Annotated in this window: 12 protein-coding genes; 6 read left to right on the top strand and 6 right to left on the bottom strand. The window is 71.1% G+C overall.

The features are described from left to right. Positions 1 to 269: 269 nt before the first annotated feature. Together WMF14_RS23415 and rph are read right to left on the bottom strand one after the other, a co-directional pair. The gene (locus tag WMF14_RS23415; RefSeq protein ID WP_437803790.1) at positions 270 to 878 is read right to left on the bottom strand and encodes a hypothetical protein; all 609 of its coding nucleotides are present in this window, start codon (positions 876 to 878) and stop codon (positions 270 to 272) included. Continuing rightward, positions 875 to 3,487, bottom strand: a complete 2,613-nt coding sequence (gene rph, locus WMF14_RS23410; protein ID WP_437803789.1) for a rifamycin-inactivating phosphotransferase — start codon at positions 3,485 to 3,487, stop codon at positions 875 to 877. Before rph ends, WMF14_RS23415 begins: the two co-directional genes overlap by 4 nt. Before the next feature lie 239 nt (positions 3,488 to 3,726). Between rph and WMF14_RS23405 the strand changes: the two genes are divergently transcribed. The 3 genes from WMF14_RS23405 (at position 3,727) to WMF14_RS23395 (ending at position 10,727) form a co-directional block, all read left to right on the top strand. Continuing rightward, entirely contained in the window at positions 3,727 to 7,761 is a 4,035-nt protein-coding gene (locus WMF14_RS23405; RefSeq protein ID WP_437803787.1) for a protein kinase domain-containing protein, read from the top strand. 242 nt (positions 7,762 to 8,003) lie between these two features. Further along, positions 8,004 to 9,251 carry a hypothetical protein gene (locus WMF14_RS23400; protein WP_437803785.1) on the top strand — a complete coding sequence of 416 codons (1,248 nt, stop codon included), beginning with the start codon at positions 8,004 to 8,006 and terminating at the stop codon, positions 9,249 to 9,251. 96 nt (positions 9,252 to 9,347) lie between these two features. Further along, positions 9,348 to 10,727, top strand: coding sequence for a serine/threonine-protein kinase (locus tag WMF14_RS23395; protein WP_437803783.1), 1,380 nt, complete (start codon positions 9,348 to 9,350; stop codon positions 10,725 to 10,727). Between the two features lie 62 nt (positions 10,728 to 10,789). On the opposite strand, the gene WMF14_RS23390 is transcribed toward WMF14_RS23395, so the two are convergent. The 3 genes from WMF14_RS23390 to WMF14_RS23380 all read right to left on the bottom strand — a co-directional run bounded on the left by WMF14_RS23390 (position 10,790) and on the right by WMF14_RS23380 (position 13,702). Next, on the bottom strand, positions 10,790 to 11,575 hold the full coding sequence (locus WMF14_RS23390; protein WP_437803782.1) for a hypothetical protein: 786 nt from the start codon (positions 11,573 to 11,575) through the stop codon (positions 10,790 to 10,792). Between the two features lie 195 nt (positions 11,576 to 11,770). Then, a complete protein-coding gene (locus WMF14_RS23385) occupies positions 11,771 to 12,436 on the bottom strand; it encodes a dihydrofolate reductase family protein (RefSeq protein ID WP_437803780.1) in 666 nt (221 codons plus the stop codon). A 201-nt stretch (positions 12,437 to 12,637) separates the two neighbouring features. Beyond that, the gene (locus tag WMF14_RS23380) at positions 12,638 to 13,702 is read right to left on the bottom strand and encodes an RCC1 domain-containing protein (RefSeq protein WP_437803778.1); all 1,065 of its coding nucleotides are present in this window, start codon (positions 13,700 to 13,702) and stop codon (positions 12,638 to 12,640) included. On the opposite strand from WMF14_RS23380, the gene WMF14_RS23375 reads away from it, so the two are divergent. The 3 genes from WMF14_RS23375 (at position 13,701) to WMF14_RS23365 (ending at position 15,225) form a co-directional block, all read left to right on the top strand. Continuing rightward, a complete protein-coding gene (locus tag WMF14_RS23375) occupies positions 13,701 to 13,985 on the top strand; it encodes a hypothetical protein (RefSeq protein ID WP_437803776.1) in 285 nt (94 codons plus the stop codon). The genes WMF14_RS23380 and WMF14_RS23375 overlap by 2 nt on opposite strands. A 380-nt stretch (positions 13,986 to 14,365) precedes the next feature. Then, the gene (locus WMF14_RS23370) at positions 14,366 to 14,731 is read left to right on the top strand and encodes an ArsR/SmtB family transcription factor (protein WP_437803774.1); all 366 of its coding nucleotides are present in this window, start codon (positions 14,366 to 14,368) and stop codon (positions 14,729 to 14,731) included. Beyond that, positions 14,728 to 15,225: an SRPBCC family protein gene (locus tag WMF14_RS23365; protein WP_437803772.1), complete on the top strand. Its 498-nt coding sequence runs from the start codon at positions 14,728 to 14,730 to the stop codon at positions 15,223 to 15,225. The genes WMF14_RS23370 and WMF14_RS23365 overlap by 4 nt, the downstream gene beginning before the upstream one ends. Before the next feature lie 31 nt (positions 15,226 to 15,256). Here the strand turns inward: WMF14_RS23365 and WMF14_RS23360 are convergent, their stop codons facing one another. Beyond that, a complete protein-coding gene (locus WMF14_RS23360) occupies positions 15,257 to 16,060 on the bottom strand; it encodes a phytanoyl-CoA dioxygenase family protein (RefSeq protein WP_437803770.1) in 804 nt (267 codons plus the stop codon). Positions 16,061 to 16,274: the final 214 nt, after the last annotated feature.

Here is a 16,274-nt window from a genome sequence, read left to right as displayed (position 1 = left end):
CTCGTCGAACTCGACGCCCGCGAGCGCGTCGATGTTTTCGAGAGAATCGTTCTGGCTCACGCGAAGCAAGCTTATCTTGTTCATGTTTTGCAGGCCGGCGAGATCGCGGAGCTTGTCGTTGCCGTCGATGACCACCTCGACTCCGCGAGTGAGACCGTGGAGGCCGGCGATGCTCAGCAGCTCGCGATTCTGGCTGACGTGAAGCTGAGCGCGGACCTCGGTCAGTGACGACAGGGCGTCGAGGTTCGTGAGGGAGCCATTTCTGGCGATCAAGAAGCTGGCAGCTCGCTCCACGCGGAGACCGTCGAGGCTTTCGAGCGCCGGGTTGTCCCTGATGGCGAGCTGTTGCGCGTCCGTGTGGCCAAGGCCGTCCAGGCTCTCGAGCCGCTGATTCCCGATGATCTCGAGGTAGTTCGATTCCTCGACGTAGAGCTCGAGGCCGTGGAGAAGATCTCGCGCTGCGCCCCCGCCGCATCGGTGTAAAAATAGGCGTTCTGCACGGTCGGCACCGCGATCCCGAGCCCGACGGCCCCGAACAGCGGCCCCACGAAGCGCCGCCGCACGCGCGTGTCGAGGCTCAGATCGAACACGAGCCGCTCGTGGCGGAACCTGCTCGGCACCGCGAGCCCCTCGACGCGCAGCGATCCGAGCATCGCGCCAGCGCAGCCCGAGAGCGCCGTCCTGCCGCGCGCGATCTCGATGGGGCACACGGACAGCCTCCCGTAGGCGAGCGAGAACGCCGGCGATCCGGGCGCCTCGCGGACGTCCGAGCTCATCCGCACCCACGCGAGCGATGAGGTGCGCGGTCCGGCGTCGGCAGGACGATCGAAGGTGCCCAGCGCGGCCCCGACGAGGAGCGCGAGCGCCGCGGATCTCATGTCAGGATCTCGACATACCCGTCCGTTCCATGCACGCGGATGCGTTGTCCATCCCTGATCAACCTGGTTGCATTCTCCACGCCGACGACGGCCGGCAGGCCGTATTCCCGGGCGATCACCGCGCCATGGGTCATCAGGCCCCCCACCTCGGTCACGAGGCCCTTGATGGACACGAACAAGGGCGTCCAGCTGGGGTCGGTGAAGGGGGTGACCAGGATGTCCCCCGGCTCCAGCTCCGCGTCGGCCATGTCCAGGAGGACGCGGGCTCGTCCCTCGACGACGCCCGACGAGACCGCCAGGCCGACGATCGCTCCGGCGGGGAGATCGGCTCGTCTGTGCGCAGCTGCCACGACCTCCCCGTCGGACGTGATGACGAGCGGCGGCGACAGCTTCTTGTGGAGCGCGTGTTCCGCTCTCCGTTTGCCGACGAGCTGGTCGTCCAGCCGATGGGTGCGCACGACCTCGCGGAGCTCGTCGAACGTGAGGTAGTAGATGTCTTCGGCGTCGTGGATCACGCCGGCCTGCACGAGCCGCTCGGCTTCTTGCAGCAAGGCCTGCTTGTAAACGAAGTAGCGATTGACGAGGCCGTACTTCGGATACTCGCGATAGCCGATGAAGTTCCGGAGCCGGTCGATCATCCGCTGGGCCTCGCTGGCCTTCTGCTCCCCGTCCGGCAGCTGCCTCAGCCGGTCGAGCAGCGCTCGCGCTCGCTGCGAGGCCTCCTGCCGCCCCTGCTCGAACCTCCGCGCGCCGGCGCGAGGCTCGAAGTTCTTGATGTTGCTCAGGATCAAGGGGACCAGGGTCGCTGGCTCCTCGCTCCAGCGGGCCCTCGTGATGTCGATTTCCCCCGCACATCGCATACCGTATTTGTCGAGGTAAGCCTGGATGGCGTCCCGGGCTTCCTTGCCGCCGTCGAGCTCGACCAGCTCATCCAGGAAGCCATCGTGCTTCACGCTCTGCAGATGAGCGACGACGTCCGGATAAGGACGGATCACGTCGGCGACATCCAGCAACGCCAGGCCCATCTCCGACGTGATGTTGTTCGACACGGACTGGGAGAGCGTATCCGCGACGCTCTTCTCGCCGAGCCACGCCATCATCTTCTCGTTGATCCACGATGAAGCGTTCATGCCCGCCATGATCACGCCCATGCTCTGCGGACCGAACATGGCCACGCTCCGTCGCTGGATGTCCTCCTGGATGAAGTCGAATAACGCCGTTCCGGTCTTGGTCCGGATGTCGCGCTTCAGCTCCGCCAGCGCGGCCTGGGTGCGCTCGATCAGCTCCGCCACGATCGCCGGGTCGTCATCGACCTGCGCGTCGAAGCGCCCCGGCGCCTGCTTGCCCTGGCCGGGGCGCGAGCCCGTCGGCTCGTCGGGCAAGGGCTCGATGAAGTCTCCCCGCTCGATGATCGTCGAGAGGGCGTCCCTGAGGGGCGGATGGGAGCGCCCAAGGAGATCCAGGAGGGCGTCGCGGCTGGCCGGTGAGGCCAGCTGCTTCGTGGGATCGACGAACAACCTGCCGCCCGCCGCGAGCATGCGGCCACCCGAGGTCAGCTGGAACAAGGACAGCCCCAGGGGCTTCATCGCGTCGGTCATCATCTGTTGATGGCCGACGGAGATGTAGACGTGGTTGCCTCGATCACCGGCTTCGGGGATGGGGTACAGGGTCGTGATCGGCCGGCTCTGGACGATGTGGAGCTCCTCCTCGACCAGGCACCACTCGATGTCCTGCGGGTGGCCGAAATGCCCTTCGATCTGCCGGCCCAGGCGCTCGAGCCGCAGGATCTGCGCGTCCGTCAGCACCTGCCCGTCCTGCCGCTCGGGCTCGATCGCCCGCTCTTCGGTGCCGCCCTCCTCCAGGGCACGCGTGGCCAGCGTCTTTCTGGCGATCGCCTTCTCGATGATCTGGCCGTTCCGCACCTTGTAGCGATCGGCGCTCGCCAGGCCGGCGACGAGGGCCTCCCCCAGGCCGAAGCCAGCCTCGATCGACGACACCTTCCGGTTCGAGGTGACGGGATCGGCCGTGAAGACGATCCCGGCCGCCTGCGGGAAGACCATCTTCTGCACCACCACCGCCATGTGGACCTTGCGGTGATCGAAGCCGTGCTGGATCCGGTAAATCACCGCCCGCTCGGTGAAGAGCGATGCCCAGCACCGGCGGACGTGCTGCAGGATCGCCTGCGTCCCGATGACGTTCAGGTATGTATCCTGCTGGCCCGCGAAGGAAGCCCCAGGCAGATCCTCCGCCGTCGCGCTGGACCGTACGGCGTAGGCGTCGCCCGCGCCGAGCCTCGAAAGAACCCGGGTGAGCGCCTCTTGCAGGTCCTCGGGGATGGCCGTCCCTTCGATGATCCCGCGCAGCTCGCCGCTGAGCTCCCGGATCCCGTCCCGGTCCTCCGCCGCGAGCGACGACAACCGATCGAGCAACCCGTCGATCGACGGCGCTCCTCCCATGATCCGCTGGAAGGCCTCGGTCGTGACGCAAAAGCCAGGGGGCACGCGGATCCCCTCGATCCTGGAGAGCTCCCCCAGGTTCGCGCCCTTCCCCCCGACCAAACTGGCCTTCGTTCGATCGACCTCCTGGAGACCAAGCACAAAGGTCCGCATCCGTTCACCTCCATCTGAGCGTCAGCAGCTCGTTCGCCTCGACGGATCGTCACGCCCCCTCCGCCGAAGCGCGCCACTATAACGCGAACCTGGATGGGCTCTACCGGACGAAACCCCAACCTGGATGGGCTCTACCGGACGAAACCCCGGGATGGCGACCTCTTCGGGTCGGGGGGAGGCATCCATGCTTCCGGTGGCTCGACGCGCGCAGTAGCATCGCCCCGGAGGAAACCCCTCGGATGCGCTGCACCCTCTGTCACCGCAGGATCGGTGTCGTCGCGGGGTGCCCCCTGCACGGCGGCACGGCCGCGAGCGCCGCGAAGGAAGAGCCCGGGGCGGGGGAGGTCGTGCCCCGGGTCCCGGGGTTCGATGGGCTCCGCCTCCTCGACGAGGGCGGCTTCGCCCGCGTGTTCGCGGCCTCGCGGCGCGAGGACGGCCTCGCGGTGGCGCTCAAGATCGCGCGCCATCGAGGCGATCCGCGGTTCTCGCGCGAGGCGGCGGCGCTCCGCCGGGTCGGTCCGCCCGCGGTGCCGCGGCTGCTCGGGGAAGGCGAGATGGAAGGAGGTTTTCCTTATCTCGTGCTCGAGCTCCTCGACGGCGAGACGCTGGCGCGATGGATGGAGGCGCTCCCCGGGGCGGGCGCCGCCGCGCCGGCGGAGGCCATGCGGCTCGTCGACGCGATCGGCGCCGCGGTCGACACGGTGCACGCGGCCGGCGTCGTGCACCGGGATCTGAAGCCGGAGAACGTGATGCTGCGGCGGATGGAGGGGCCGGAGGTCGCGCTCCTCGATCTCGGGCTCGCGCGGCCGGGGGCGAACGGCGCGGTGGAGGAGGGGAGCGAGGTCACGCACACGGGGCTCCGGCTCGGCAGCGTGCTGTACATGGCCCCGGAGCAGTGCCTCGACGCGCGCGACGTCGACGGCCGCGCGGACCTGTACGCGCTCGGGATCGTCGCCTTCGAGCTGCTCACAGGGCGGCCGCCCTTCGCCGGGGACGCGTCGGCTGTCGTGCACGCGCACGTCTCCCAGCGCCCGCCCCGGCCGTCGGAGATCGCGCCCGTGCCCCGGGGCGCCGACGAGGTGCTGCTGCGCGCGCTGGCCAAGGCGCGCGAGGAGCGCTTCGGGTCGGCGCGCGCCTTCTGCGAGGCGCTGCGGGCGGCGCTCGAGGCCGTCACGGCCCCCTCGCCGCGCCACGCGGTCGATCCGGGGATCGAGGGAGCCGCCTCGCCCCTCCAGGGCGCCGCGGCGAGCGGACGCGCCCCGCCGCGGCGGAGCCCCGTCGCGCTCGTCGCGGTGCGCGGCAACGCGCCGATGGACCGCGTCGTCGGCGTCGCAGCCCCCTTCGGCGGGCGGCTCGCCAGGGTGCAGGACGGCCTCTACGTCATCGCCTTTCCCGGGCCGGCCCGCCAGCGCGCGCGCGCCGCTTTCCAGGCGGCCCAGCGGCTCGTCGCGTCGCTGGACGACGTGACCTCGGCGGCGGTGCACGTCGCCGAGCTCCACGCGCGCGAGGGCGCGGGCGGGATGGTGTTCGCCGGGGCCGCGCTCGCGCGGCCCGCCGACTTCTGGCCTCCCGGCGCGCCGGATCCGGTGGTGGTCACCCCCGAGGCCGCCGCCCTCCTCGACGAGGGCGCCGAGGCCGCCAAGGAGGGCGCCGAGGCTTCGCCGAGCGCGAGCTCCGCCGCGCTGGACACCCCGGCGCTCGCGCTGCCGCTCCGCGGGCGGGACGATCTCGTCGCCGAGGTCGTCGCGCACGCGCGCGGGGCGTTTCGCGACGGCGTGCCGCTGCTCTTCACGCTGCTCGGCGAGGTCGGCCACGGCAAGACGCGCCTCTGCGAGGCGGTGACCGCGGCGCTCTCCGCCGAGCCGGGCGCGCGCGCGATCGCGGTCGCGGCGAGGCCGCCCGACCTCGCCGAGCCGGCCGGGCTCGCGCGCGCGCTGCTCCGCGCCTGCCTCGACGTCGACCCCGGCGCGGCGGCGGACTCCCTGCGCGACGCCTGCGTCGCGCGGCTCGGCCCCGAGCTCGGCCTCGCCTCGTGGTCCGCGGTCGCGTTCGCGCTCGACGCCCTGCCCGAGACCGAGCCCGCCGTCGCGGCCATGCTCGCCGCGCCCGGCGCGCTCCGCCAGACGCTCGCCCGGGCCGCCGGCGAGGCGCTCCAGCGGCTCGCGCGGGAGCGCCCGCTCGCGCTGGTCGTCGACGACGCGCAGTGGGGCGACCAGGGCGGCCTCGACGCGATCGAGATCGCGACCCTCGCGGGCGCGCGCGCGCCGCTCGCCGTCATCGTGGCGGCGCACCCCGCGCTGGCCGCCGCGCGCCCGCTCCTCGGCGAGCGGGCGGCGCGCGCCCGGCAACGGACGCTCCCTCCGCTGGACGCCGACGCCGCGCGCGCGTTGCTCCTCGACCGGCTGCACCCGGTCGAGTTCGCGCCGGAGCCGGTCGTCGCGAGCCTGCTCGGCGCCGCGCAGGGGGTCCCGCTCTTCGTCGTCGACCTGGCCGCCGCGCTCCGGCAGGCGGGCGCCATCAGGAAGGCGCGCGGCGGCCCGGGGTGGTACCTCGCCGGCGACGAGATCGCGCGGGGCGAGGCCGCGCCGGTCATGAGCGGCCTCGCGAGGCGCGCGCTCGCCGGCCTGCCGCCGCCGCTCGCCGAGCTCGCGGAGGTGTGCGCCCTCGCGGGTGACGAGCTCGCGATCGACGAGATCGGGAGGCTCCTCGACGAAGCGGCGCGCGAGCGCGCGGTCGACGCGTGCGCGGAGCTCGACCCCGGCGTCGGCCTGTCGCGGCTCCTGCGCCGCGGATTGCTGCGCGCCGCGGACGGGGGGCGGCTCGCGTTCGCGCACCCGCTGCTCCGCCGGGCGATCGAGGCGGAGGTGCCCGCCGCGAAGCGGCGGCGGCTGCACGGGATCGCGCTCCAGGGGCTGCTCGCGGCGCCCAGGGAGGGCGGCGCGGCGCTCGCCAGGATCGCGCGGCACGCGGCGGCGGCGGGCGCGCACGCCGAGGCGGCGGCGGCTTGCTTCGAGCTCGCCGAGGAGGCGCGGCGGCGGCACCTCTACGTCGACGCCGAGCGGCACTACACAGCGGCCCTCGCGGCGCTCGCGGAGACCGAGCGCGCGGGCGCGGCGCCTGCGGAGGCCGCGGCGGCGCTCCGAGGCCGCGTGAGCCGGGGCGCGGCCCTCGCGGGCCGCGGCAAGGTTCGTTACCGCATCCAGCGCTTCGACGACGCCGCGGACGACCTCCGCGGCGCGCGGGCCATCGCCGAGGCTTCCGGGGACGACGCAACGGTCGCCGATCTGCTCCTCGAAGAGGCGACCATCCTGGACTGGTGCGACGACTTCGCCGGCTCGCAGGCCCTCGTGGACCGCGCGGCGCCCCTCCTGGAGCAGCGCGCGGATCCCGGCCTCGACGTGCGCTGCGACGTGGCCCTCGGCCGCGGGCACTTCCGCCGACAAGAGCTCGAGGACGCCATCGCGCGCCTCGCGCCCGCGGCGAGGCGCGCCGAGGCGCTCGGCGACCACGAGAGCCAGGTGATCGCCCTGCTGCTGCTCGCGCCCGCGCTGGTCTACGCCGGCCGGTTCGAGGAGGCCGAGGCCCGGTTCGACGAGGTCATCGCGCGCTGCGAGCGCGTGGGCGACCGCCTGCACCTCGGCGGCGCCTACCAGAACCGGCTGACGATCCGGCTGATGCGCGAGGACCCGGAGGGCGCCGTGAACGACCTCAGGACCGCGGTCGCGCTGGCGCGCGAGCTCGGCAACGCGTACCTCGAGCGCGGCCCGGCCCATAACCTCGCCGAGCTGCTCTACTGGGGCGGCGAGCTCGCCGAGGCGCTGCCCCTCGCGCTCCGCGCCCTCGAGCTCCAGCAGCGGTTCTTCGAGGCGAGCGCCATGCCGGACTACGCGCTGCTCGTCGCGCGGATCCAGTGCGCGCGCGGCGAGCTCGCCGACGCGAGGCGCCACCTCGACTGGGTGCGGACCCGCTGCGATCTCGGCGCCGCCCCGCCGGTCACGCGGGTCCTGGTCCGCCTGTGCGCGCAGGTCGTGGAGGGCGCGGGCGCGCCGGCGGAGGCGTGGGCGGCGCTCGTCGCCGAGGTGCGGGAGGCCGCGCTCCTCAGCGAGCACATCGAGGTCCTCTGCTTCGCCGCGGCCGCCGCGCTGGAGAGCGGCAGGCGCGAGGACGCCCGCGGCTTCCTCGGAGAGGCGACGCAGAAGACCTGGGGAACACGGTTCTGGAAGGGGCGGCTCTCGCGCCTCTCGGCGCAGCTCGACGGGCACGAGCTCCCGTGAGCGGCCTCCCGACACCCTCTGTCGCCGCCCAGGCGACAGGCCCCCGCCGGCTGTCGCGGCGCGCGCCACATCGCGCCCGGCCCACGGAGAGGAGAGCCCGCGTTCCCGGGGCCGATCGGCGTGGCGCGAGGCGTGCTTTGACGTGGACGTGCAGCTGACGTGTCCAAGACCTGCGTTAGACGTGCTTCCGACTCGATGACCGGAAAGGGGCAACGATGAATCGACGAACGGCTTGTCTCGGAGTGGCCACCCTGTCGCTGACCGCGGGCATCGTGCTCGCGGCCAGCGCCACGAGCGCGAACAGCGCGGTCCCCGTGCCGCTCATGGTGATCGCCAACCACCTGACCCTCGACCACCTGGGCCACAACCTGCTGACGACCAACCGGCAGAGCCTCCTGGCGCTCGACCGCAATCCGCTGACGACCGCGTCGTTCGCCGCCGGCCCCCTCCATGACGCCCTGCTCGACCCCTGGGCGCGCGATGTGATGAAGGATCTCGTCGAGTGTGCCCTCGCCACGAAACAGCGCGTCGAGTGGACCCCGCCGGCGTACGAGGGAGCATGGGCCCCGACGGCGGAGGAGCGCGCTGCGCGCGCGCAGCCCGACAGCCCTCTCTCTTATTCCGGATCCATGGGGCTCTGCCCTGCGTGGGCTGATCCGCTGTGGCCCGAGCGGGACAAGGCGCATAACGCCATGAGGGCGAGCTGCCAGGAGCTGGTCTCGGCCTGCCTGCTCGCCAAGAACAACGCCTTCGGCGTGCGGGTCAATATCTCGGCTCGCGGACGTGTGCCCTCGGACAAGCCAGGGACGACCAGGATGCTCCAGGTGGATGCGGCGGAGAAGACGAATTATCCCTGGCGGGAGGGCGCGTTCTTCGGCAACCTCTTCAATGCGAGCGCGCTCAACACGGATTTCGAGGTCACGTTGGTCGCGGGCAAGATCGTCCGACCGAGCCTGACCACAGCGCACCTCGACGATATGATCTACAAGGAGGCGTTCGTCTGTCATCCGCAAGAGCACGCCGCGGGCCCGCAGTACGACGACACCATTTACATGCAGCGGCGCGTGTGTGCCAGATCCACGGGGGGAGGTCAGCCGGGGTGCCTCGCGAAGCATGTCGGCGCGTGCCAGAGCTACGCGGCTAGCGTGCCCGGGGCTGCAGAGATGGGGCGCGCAAACGTCTGCGAGGGAGCGCCGGTCGACGGGACGTACACGGGCCCCTGCACCGGCGAAGCCGGCGACGCCAAGCGGTGGATGAACCCCGTGACCGTGTACCTGCGCGCGCCGTGTGATGTCTTCGGCCCCAAGGGGTGCCAGGAGCTCAACGAGAACGGCTCGGGCCCGGTCGCCGTTCGCAGGCCGCCCATCATCGCCAGGCAGCCGCCGGATCCCATCATTCGCGTCCCCAAGGGGGACCCTCCTCCCACGGATGGTCTTCCCGCCCAGCGCAAGGCCGTTCCGACGCAGCTCAGCGGGCCGACGAAGCCGTGAGATTGCCGTCCGGCGGTCGCCCGGCCGGAGCCGCGCTCGGAAGCGCCACCGTGGGGCTTGCGCTCTCGGGCCAGCTGCTGCGATCTCGGCGATGCAGTGACCGCACCGACCCGATCCCTCGACCCCGCCTCCACCCTCCTCGACGAGGAGCCGGGCGCGCCCGATGACCTCGCTCCCGGCACCCTCGCCGGGGAATTCCTTGTGGAGGCGGCGCGGAGCCACGGGGGCTTCGCCGTGGTCTACCTGGCCACGCAGATCGGAACGGGCCGGCCCGTCGCGCTCAAGGTCCTCCGGCGCCGGCTCGCCGCAAGTACGCGTATCCTTGAGCGATTTCAGCAAGAGGCCGCGGCCCTCCGGGGCCTCGCGCACCCGCACATCGTGGCGAGCGTCGGCGTGGGCGACCTGCCGGACGGCAGGCCCTACATCGCGATGGAATGGATCGAGGGCCGCACGCTGAAGCAGGAGCTCCGCGCGCGCGGCGCGTTCTCGGCCGCGGAGGCGCTCGCCGTGCTCGAGGAGATCGGCGGCGCGCTCTCCGCCGCGCACGCGGTGGGCATCGTCCACCGCGACGTCAAGGCGCAGAATGTCATGGCGATCCCGAGGGACGGGTGGTTCACGACGCGGCTCGTCGACTTCGGGATCGCCAAGCTGCTGGAGCCCGAGCGGCTCGGCCGCGGGCCGATCTTCACGCAGAGCAGCGTGCTCGGGACGCCAGGCAGCATGGCCCCCGAGCAGATCGCCGGCCGCCCCGTCGATGCGCGGACAGACGTCTACGCGCTCGGCCTCTTGCTCTACGAGCTGCTCACCGGGCAGCCCGCGTTCCACGCCGACAACATCGTCGAGCTCGAGGAGCTCCAGCTCTTCGCGCCGCCGCCCCGGGCGGGCGATCTCGTGACCGTGCCGCGGGCCTTCGACGCCGCGATCGCGCGCTGCCTCGAGAAGTCGCCGGACGCGCGCTACCCGAGCGTCGCCGAGCTCCTCGCCGATCTTCGCGCGGCGTTGCTCGCCGCGAGGGACGAGGCCCGCGTCTGCCCGGCGGCGGCGCTGCACGTCGCGGTGCAGATCGAGGGAGAGGAGGAGCTCGACGAGGCGGCCTTCGACGACGCCGAGGCGGTGCTCGCGGCGGCGCGGCGCGCCGTGGCCGGGGCGGGCCTGGTCACGCTGGTCGACGGCGGCGGGGTGCTGGTCGGCGCGACGACGCTCCCCGGCGATCCGGAGGGCAGCCGCGCCGCCCGGGCCCGGCTGGTCGGGGCGGCGCGCGCGCTCGATGCGACCCTCGCGTCGCGGCCGCGGCCGAGCCCTGCGGTCCAGGTCGCGCTGGTGCTGCACGCCGCGCCGGCGACGGTCACGGGCCCGGACGGGCGGGAGCGGGTCGCGGGGGGAGAGCTCTTGCGCCTCAATGAATGGACGGCAGGGCATCCCCGGCGCGGCCTCGTCATCACGAGAGCCGTGCGCGCGGGGGTCGACGAGGGCTAGCCGGCTGCGTGAGGGCGCCTGTTTGAGATTTCAATTCAGGCCGGCGGCGGCCGAGGGCGATTTCACCTCACCACGAGCTTCCCGGCCGACGTGACGCACGACTTGTTGGGCTCGGGCGGCGTGTCGCCAGATTCGCAGTCCACCGGCACCTTGTAGTCCTTGCCGACCGTCCCCTTCGGGTACCAGCACTCCGCGTCGAGGTAGCGTGTCAGGTAGTGGTCCCCGTCGGTCGACGACGCCTCGTTCGTCTTCCAATCCGTGCCCGTGTAGAGGATGATCGCGCCTTCCCCGCACATCCTTTCGGCCTCCTTGACGAGGTCCGGCCTCCAGATGGGAGCAGGCGCCGTGCCCTTCTCCGGCACCTTGTCGCACGCCGTGAGCTCGCGCGAGCCGTCGTCCTGGGCGCGGAGGTTCGTCCGCTCGTTCGTACCGAAGTTCAGGGCGCCGCTCACGGTGGTTGTCCAATCCATGCCGGGGCGCTGCTGTCCGCCTTCCACGCGGAGCGAGGCATAGCCGCAGCCCTGCTCTCCCGAGTCCTTCTTGCGGAGCGCCGTCAGCATCTCGGCGCATTTGTCACGCGCCTGCTCCACGTACATCTTCCCGTCCACGGTCTCGGTCATCCACTCGTTGCCCACCGCCAGCTTGGTCTTGTCCGCACAGCTCGCGGCCACGATGATCGCGTTGAAATACGCCTCGTTCGTGTCGAGGCTCTTCTTCGACGCGGCGGACGTCTCGTTGTACCTCCTCGCGAACTCGTCGAGCTGAGCCTTCTCCTCGGGGCCGAGCGACGCGATGAACGCGCCGCAGCCGAGCGGCGCCGCGCACAAGAGGAGCAGAATCGCCGTCAATGCCTTTGACCTGTATTCATTCATGGGGCGGTGCGATAGCGTTGTACGGATATGGCGTCAACGTGAATGCGCGCCGCCGCGCGAGCCGGCGCGCGCCTCCGCAGGTCGCGCGCCGCCGTCCTGTGCGGCGGCGCCGCATCTCCGCCTACCCGCGCCGGGTGGATTCACGAAGGAGCTCTTCTCCCTGGTATCAAGCTACTTCGTCAGGACGACGTGGGTGGCGTGGTCCGTGGACGCGTGCTCCGTGCATCGATAGCCGAGGCTCACCGTATCGATGCCGGCGAGGAGGTGCTCGCCCCGGCCGAGGAGCACGGGGGAGATCGCGAGGTGGAGCTCGTCGATCAGCCCCGCGGTGAGGTACTGCCGAACGGTGGCGACGCCGCCGCCGAGCCGGATATCCTTGCCCTGGGCCGCCTCCTTCGCGCGCTTCAGCGCGGCGTGGATGCCTTCGGTCACGAAGTGGAATGTCGTTCCGCCCTCCATGGTGAAGGACTCACGAGCGTGGTGCGTGAGCACGAAGACGGGCACGTGGTAGGGCGGGTTCTTGCCCCACCATCCCTGCCAACCGTCGTCGGGCCAGGGGCCCCGCTGCGGCCCGAACATGTTGCGGCCCATGATCCAGGCGCCGAGGTTCTCGAAGCCGCGCGCGGCGAAGTCGTCGTCGACGCCTGCTCGGCCGACCGTGTCGCCGATCAGCGAGCCAGCGAAGTCGGCGTGCATCTTCTGGAACGTCTTCGTGCCTAGGACCCACTGGTGCAGCGCCATCCCTCCGACACCCATCGGATTGGCCAGATCCTGGCCGGAACCGGCGCCATGACCGTCGATCGAGATCGAAAACGCGTTTACCCGAAGCCTCGACATGAGCGCAACTCCTTCCGGCGCAGGCATCGCCTGCGACCCTCGTGACGACCGTTCTTCTGAAGTGGCGACGAACGAGCCGGGGCCGGATCGACACGCCGGCGAATTTTTTTTTTCTCGCTGGCCGACTGTTACATGAAAGTGCTGTGTATTCAATGATTTAGGAGGTCCCGGGCCGGTGGACGGACGGACGCGCTCCCGCGGCTACGGCCACACCACGTCGGTCGGGCTGCTTCGATCCATCATCGTTCCATCGCCGAGCTGCCCGTTCGAGTTCGAGCCGAAGCAGCGGATCGCACCGGCGTCGACGAGCGCGCAGGTGTGCAGATCGCCGAGCGCGACCTCGACGACGCCCTCGAGGCTCGTGATCTGGGTCGGCACGTGCCGCTCCGTTTGCGTGCCGTCGCCGAGCTGACCGACGTCGTTGCGACCCCAGCACCAGAGAGTTCCGTCGGACTGTACCGCGCACGTGTGCTTGCGCCCCGCCGCGATCTGCACGACGTCGGTGAGGCCCTCGATCGTCGTGGGCGCCGTGTGGAATACGGTGCTGCCGTCACCGAGCTGACCGTTCCGATTGTCGCCCCAGCACGCGACTCGACGGCTCTGGAGCAGGGCACATGAGAACTGCTGGCCGGCCGCGAGCTGCAGCGGATGGTCGATCCCGCTGACGAGCGTCGGTGTCGGCACCGGCTCGTCGCTGAACGTGCCGTTGCCGACCTCGCCCCAGCCGTTGGAGCCCCAGCAATGTACCGAACCGTCGTCGCTCGCCGCGCAGGTATGAAAATAGCCGAGCGCGAGCCGCTCGACGCCGTTGACCGAGAGCGCTGTCGGCGTCGGGTGGTCGTTCATGTCGACATGGCCGAGCCCGAGCTGCCCGCGGGAGTTGTCGCCCGAGCAGGAGAGCGTGCCGCCGCCATGGATCACGCAGTTGTGCCAGTGGCCGAGCGCGAAGTCGCCGAGGCGCTCGACGCCGGCGAGAGCGACCGGCGCCGGCGACGGCTCGATGGCCGTCCCGCCGTTGCCGAGCGCGCCGCTCGGATTCGCCCCCCAGCAGCTCGCGGCGGCCGCGTTCGTGCGTACGCACGTGAACTCGTACCCGAGCCCTATCTGGACGACGCCGGTGACGCCCGGAACGGCGAGGGCAACGCTCGAGTCTCCGGAGCGTCCCTGGCCGAGCTGGCTCGCGTTGCCTGCGCCCCAGCACCGCACCGTGGTATCGGAGAGCACGGCGCAGGTGTGTTGCCCACCGGCGGCGATGTGGTTCGGCATGTCGCCCGATGCGCCCCCGGCGCCTGTGCCGGAGCCAGCGGAGATCGAGCTCGTGGAGCCGCCGGTGCCGGAGGCGGCGGAGCTCGTGGAGCCGCCGGCGCTGGACGCGCTGGAGCTCGAAGTTGTGGAGCCGCCGGCGCCGGACGCGCTGGAGCCCGAAGTTGTGGAGCCTCCGGAGCCGGACGCGGCGGAGCTCGCGGAGCCTCCGGAGCCGGACGCGGCGGAGCTCGCGCTCGTGGAGGCGCCGGAGCCTGAGCCCGGGCCTGTGGAGTTGCACGAATAATCGGTCAGAGCGAGGGAGAGGAGAACGGCGCTGTGCAGTGTGAAGGTGCCGTTCATCTGGGATCGAGAAGGGGTGGACATGGGAACGAAACCTCCGAAACGCGCAGTATACGCCGGCGGGGTTTGGTCGAACATCCCTCGAATGACGTCTTGAGCGACTCGTGGATACCTGTCGGCGTGGTGTGGATAACATTGCTCAAACGAGTGATCCCGCTGGAGCTGTGGGTTCTTGTCCGCGGATCAGGGATTCGTACGTTTTGAACGTTTTGCTGGCCGCGCGCGACGCGCGCTCCACGCGGGCCGGCAACGTCCGGCCGCGCGCGCAGCCCCGCGGGCGATCGCGCTTGACCGATGTATGCACCGTGGTGTATATGTTCCGGCATGCAACTGGACGTCTTCCAGGCCCTGGCCGACCCCACGCGCCGCCGCATCGTCGAGGCTCTCCTTTCTGGCGAGCAGCAGGTGGCCGAGGTCGTGGAGAAGGCCGGCATCCACCAGTCGGGCGTGTCGCGGCACCTGCGCATCCTCTCGGACTCAGGCTTCGTCTCGATGCGACCCGACGGGCAGCGGCGCCTCTACTCCCTTCGTCCCGAGCCTTTCCGCGAGCTCGAGGACTGGCTCGGCCGCTACCGGCAGCTCTGGGAGGAGCGCCTCGATCGTTTCGGTGCAGCGCTCGAGAAGAAGCGCGCGTCAGCTCAGAAGACCCCGGCCACTCAAGACGGCCCAACCAGGAGAAAGCGATCATGAACAGCGCAGTCAAAGCCCAGGCCCGATCAAAAGTCAGAGTCGAGCGCACCTACCGCGCCACGTTGCAGGAGGTCTGGGACCTCTGGACCACGCGCGAGGGCTTCGAGTCCTGGTGGGGGCCGCGAAATTTTCGGGCCGCCGTGGCGGAGCTCGACGCGAGGCCGGGCGGCACCCTGCGCTACGAGATGATCGCCGCCACGCCCGAGATGGTCCGCGCCATGACGGAGATCGGCCAGCCGCCCTCGCACGCCGTGACCTCCACCTTCGCGGAGGTGAGGCCCATGACACGGCTCGTGCTCCGCAACGTGATCGACTTCTTGCCCGGCGTACCGCCCTACGAGGCCGACATCGAGGTCGAGCTCACGGAGCTCGGCGACCGCGTGAAGATGGTGGTGCTGCTCGACACCATGCACAGCCCCGAGTTCACCGAGATGCAGAAGGAAGGCTTCACGAGCCAGCTCAGCAAGCTGGACGAGAAGTTCGGGGCGGCGTGAGCGTCACCCCCACCGGGCGAGCGGCGTCGCGTCAGTAGGCGAAGGCCTGGTAGACCTCGGTCTCCTCGGGCACGTCGAGCGACTCGATGACGGGATTGAAGCGCAGCATGCGCTTCGCCCGCTCCGACAGGTGGGAAAGGCTCTCGCGGGGCACCCGGATCGAGACCTCCGGGCGGAAGAGCCAGCGGCGGCTGTAGCCGATGACGACCATGGGCCGCGGCTCGCGCGAGCGGTTCGGGGTTCCGCGGTGGAGGCCGCGAACGTCGCGGACCATGACGTCGCCGAGCTCCATGGGGATCGGATCGAGCGCGACCTCGCCCTGCTCGAGGCGCCGCATCCCCTCGGCCTTGGAGAGCATGTGCGTGCCGCGGGCGATCTCGATCGGGCCGTTCTCGGCGGTGACGTCGACCAGGGGGAAGTTGACGGCGATCTGGAACGCGGGCGTCTCTTTCCCCGTCTCGGGGAAGAGCGGCGGCGCGTCGCGGTGGACGTCCTGGTAGTCGGACCCGAGGAGCGGGGTGTCGGTCGCGAGCTGGACCATGGTCATGTCGGCGCCGACGAGGCGCTCCACCACGCCCAGGATCGTCTCGTCTTCGTAGATGCGCGGCTCCGCGAAGGGGGCCCTGAACGGGAGCGTCACGTAATAGCGACCCGGCCCCCGGTTCTTGAGGTGCCCCTCACGCGCGATGTGGGCGTCGAGGAGCGGCGCGAAGGCCTCACGCCACGAGAGCAGCAGGCGCTTCGGAATGAGGTTCTTGATGAGGCAGAACCCATCGCGCTGCGCCGCGTGGGCAAGCTCATCCATCTCGGCGCTCGTGTGGCGGGCGTGGCTCATGACTCGCGCCAAGCTTGGAATGGCTCGAGCGGAATCGTCAAGGCCAGCGCTCGCTCCCCGGCGGGTTTATCCCCATCCCGCCGTTGCCGGAATCATCGTCTTGGGAGGAGAATGCGGCGCTCCAGGCGCCCGGCCCACGGGCGTAGGACGGGCAAACGATCTCAGCCTGACAAGGCCGACGCGCGCGCGGCCCCGCTCTGCGTCGGCTCAGGCC

Source organism: Sorangium sp. So ce693 (assembly GCF_051521375.1).
Classification (GTDB): domain Bacteria; phylum Myxococcota_A; class Polyangia; order Polyangiales; family Polyangiaceae; genus Sorangium; species Sorangium atrum.
The sequence above is the reverse complement of the archived record's forward strand: the minus strand, read 5'-3'. Positions and strand labels throughout refer to the sequence as shown.